This is a genomic window from Puia dinghuensis (genome assembly GCF_014642875.1).
GTDB classification, from domain to species: Bacteria; Bacteroidota; Bacteroidia; order Chitinophagales; family Chitinophagaceae; genus Puia; species Puia dinghuensis.
Map to the genome: position 1 here is coordinate 1 of NZ_BMJC01000014.1, position 3,766 is coordinate 3,766.

1 protein-coding gene and 1 pseudogene are annotated in these 3,766 nt (G+C 48.3%); one reads left to right on the top strand and one right to left on the bottom strand.

Annotation, left to right across the window (positions count from 1 at the left end):
* A partial coding sequence (locus IEY39_RS29545) for a hypothetical protein (protein WP_188938382.1) occupies nt 1-255 on the top strand: 255 nt, incomplete at its 5' end.
* Between the two features lie 479 nt (nt 256-734).
* On the opposite strand, the pseudogene IEY39_RS29550 reads toward IEY39_RS29545, so the two are convergent.
* Nucleotides 735-3,766, bottom strand: a pseudogene (locus tag IEY39_RS29550) (hypothetical protein); the annotation flags it as partial.

The window sequence follows — 3,766 nt, forward strand, 5'->3', positions numbered from 1 at the left end:
AATCAACTGTTTCGTTTCTTTAAGGCAGGCGTTGCTCCGGTAGACAGATTGCTGGTATTTATTGCACCCCTTACAATAGAGCCTTTGCGTGCCATTTTTCTGCCTTCCGGCCTTTTGACAGAAATGGTCACAAAACTTGCATTTCATTCAACCAGATTTTCTGATACACGAGAACGAAAAAAGGCCGGAAGTAACCTTCCTTTTGGTCAAGTTTGTTTGTTTTTTGATTTCTTTGGGGTGCAAGGCACAGGCTAAGCGCCTTTGTGGTAGCGGCTTTTAAGAAATATTCTGACGGCCAGATATTTTGATACACTACCCACAATGATACACTACCGACTTTTGGTACTCTTATGATCAAGATACCAATTAACTAGGAAATTAAAATTTGCTATTAAATAGAATATAAAAAGAATCAGGGAGGTCCAATCGATGCTTGGTGTTGAGATAGCTACGCCCTTAATTTTGACAAAATAGGATGTCGAAGATATTTCAGGATAGAAAGCTAAAAGATTGAACACTGAAAGCAATAAAAGTGCTCCAGTTGAGAGTATGGCATATTTGTATTTGATAAAATACAGTGATGCATTTGCTACAATTAAAATTGCACCTAAAATGTGCCTGACCGTAGGCGAATAGTCTGCGATTGCAATTTCATACCAAGTATAGCAAAAGATGCCCAATAACACAATAAACGGTGCAATTCTGAATATGGGTAAAAGTTTCATTGTAAAAATTTAGTCACTTTTTCCTATTCTAAGAAAAAAACTGCTGCTAACTTTGGCTGGTCCTACTTTTTGTTCAATTCCAAAATTAAACTCAAAGAATCCTGTCTTCCCATTAACACTCCCAACCACATTTAAAGTACCAGTCGTGCTTTTCCCTTCAACAGACAAACCAACCCCACCCGATACTGTGCCATTCGAACCTGAGGAAATAGTAGTCGTGAGATTGGCTCCGTTCTTAAGAGGCACTGTGGCGCTTGTTGTGACTGTAACTTGGCCATCTTTGTTTGCGCTCGTAGAAAGACTTGCTTTGGCAGCTGGTGTTTCAAAATCCAATTTATTTTGACCTTTGACTTCCACCTCACTTTTCTTTTCAAATACAGGTGCCGGATTACCCTTATTTGAATTATTATTGACTACATAACTTAGGTTTTCATCAAGGTTAGTGTGGATTGTCGTCGTTGATTCTGTGACAAGGGCATTTTCTGCGCTTTTTCCTTTGGGAGAAATTGGCACCTCGACTTCCCTTTTGTTTCCTAAGGTCACATTTTCATCCACCCATTTTGCTGCGCTGTGCAATTCCGCTTTTACCTGTTGCCAAAAGGCATTTATTGGCGTCGCTTCCAATCCCTCCAACTCAACATGCCCCGTAACCTTATCTTCAGAAAATGCATAAGTACTATTGTAGACATATTTATCAGCGAGCGGGTCAATCGACCAGAACCTTCCAATCTGCGGATCATCCATTCTATACTTGAACTCGTACCATTCGAGGCCGCTGCCGTCACTAAATTCCTTATTCTGTAGTTCTTGCTTCTGGAATCTAACTTTATTTTCAGCGTAATTCGACTTCAGGGCTTTATCACTAATTCCCGCCATGGTCAACCCAAACGGATAATAATGATTCTCCTCCAGCATCGGCCCGCTATATGTCGTTACACTCAGATTATCAAAGAACACGTCCCAATTGGATGCATTGGACACATAAATATACAAATATCCGCTCTTGGTTATCGGAATTCCCGTATATCCCAGCGGCGACTGCAGCGTACCTCCGCTGGTCGTGCCCGCACTGCCCACCGGAACCGCCCCGCTCTGCGGGTAGGTACCCACGATCTTGAACTGGTCGTCCAGTAGCATCCAGTTGAGGAAAGCCTGGGGCTTGCTCGTCCCCTGCTGGGGATTGTTGCTGTTCACAAAACTGGTGAGTGCGCCCGGCAAGGGACTCGACCCACCCGTCAGATCGGCATACGAGCCATGCAGCCCGCCCGACACCGACACCAACCCCGAAGCCAGCGCATTCAGCAGATCGCTCGACGACAGGCTGCCGCCCCCCGTGCCGCCGCCGTTGTAATAATACTGCACCGACACATCCACCTTGTCACCACTCATCACCTTGAGAATAATCCCCGGCCCCACCTTCTGCCCGCTCCCGTTCACCCGCGCCACGCTGTCGTTGGGGTTGGTGACGCTGTAATCCACGGGATAGCCCGGCGCTGAGGCTCGCGGATAGCTGGTGTTGGTGAGATCATAGAACAGCACCGCTTCCGTATTCCGGTAAGCTGCCTCCATTGTGGCCAGGTATTGCGCCGTATCCTTCTCTTGCGTCAGCAGCACGCGCGTATTGCCCAGGTGATCTTTTTCCATGAAATCATACTCCCAACCGTAAGCCGTTGTGCTATTCTGATACTTGTGGAAGGCCCAACGCGCCCGGCCTTCTTCGTGCGCCAGGAACTGCAAGGTGTCTACCCCACCGGCGGGTTTGGTGATCGTGTCGGTCTGCTGATAGACAAAGCCCCCAACATACAGCGTTCGCGTTGAATGGCCCACTGTACTATCGCTCGTCAGTTTCGCCAGCTTCGTGCCCGTCGCATCGTACACGTACTGGATATTTCCCTTCCCATTCATGTGCACCAGCGACGGCAGGTTGAGGTAGTTGTAGGTGATGGCATCGATGGCCTTGTTGTTGTCCAGGTTCAGATTCCCATTGCCGTCATACCTATAATCATAGGGCTGTTTGGCGCCCTTGTAATGAAAATCCCCCAGCTTCGACAACGAATCATTGGCCGCGTCCGCCACCTGTGACAACTTGTTGCTGCTATTCTGATAAGCATACGTCAACGAATCGATCGTCGCCGATCCCCCCACTTTGAACCCTCGCTGATTCATCGACAGGATATTCCCATTGGCATCATAGCTCAGCCCACTCACCGAGTAGTCGATATAGCCATTGTCCCAGGTCGAGCCACTCGTATTCTGCACAAAGGCGGCGCCGGTGATCCTGTTCGCATTGTCGTAAGTAAAGTCATATTTCCTTCCTACGCCATCGCCCGCACTCTTCCACACCGTCCCGGCAATATTGCCATTATAGGTCGGATTGAGATAACTCGTCGTCCCCGCTACCGAGGTCGTTTTATCATACCCCAATTCCATCCCGAAATAGTTGTTCACCGTACCACCAACATACTTCTTATTGATCCCCGTCACCCAGCCCCGGATATTGTAGTCATAAACAAGACTATCCAGATTGACGCCAGCAACACTCCCGATGTACTTCGCCCGCAGCTGCCCCAGCTCGTTGTACGGCAGGCTGTCGATCAACTGATCGCTGGCGGCGCCGTCGATGTTCTTATAGATCGATTTCACCCGGAAGGCCGCGTCATAGTTCGTCTTTGTCAGCACCGTATGCTGCTCCAGGTTAACGCTGTTCTTCTGGTGCATCAACAATGTCCGCAAGGGTTTGCCGCTAAAATTGTACTGCATCGTAGTAATATCCTTACCTTGGGTGTAGTTGATGGCCTGGGTCTGGATCAGCCGGTTGCGGTCATCATAGAAATTGGCATTGAAGATATATTGATTACTGCCATCCAGGACCAGGACCATTGTTCCTGTCACCAGGCCCCGTGAAACCGGGTTCTGCGCGATGGGTACGGCATAGGTGGGCGATGCATTATAGCTGGTGATGAAATAACTGGAATTATGCGTATTGGTGCTATCCAGGGCGGAGCCAAGCGCCGTATTCGTACCCGCCACCCAGCTATAAT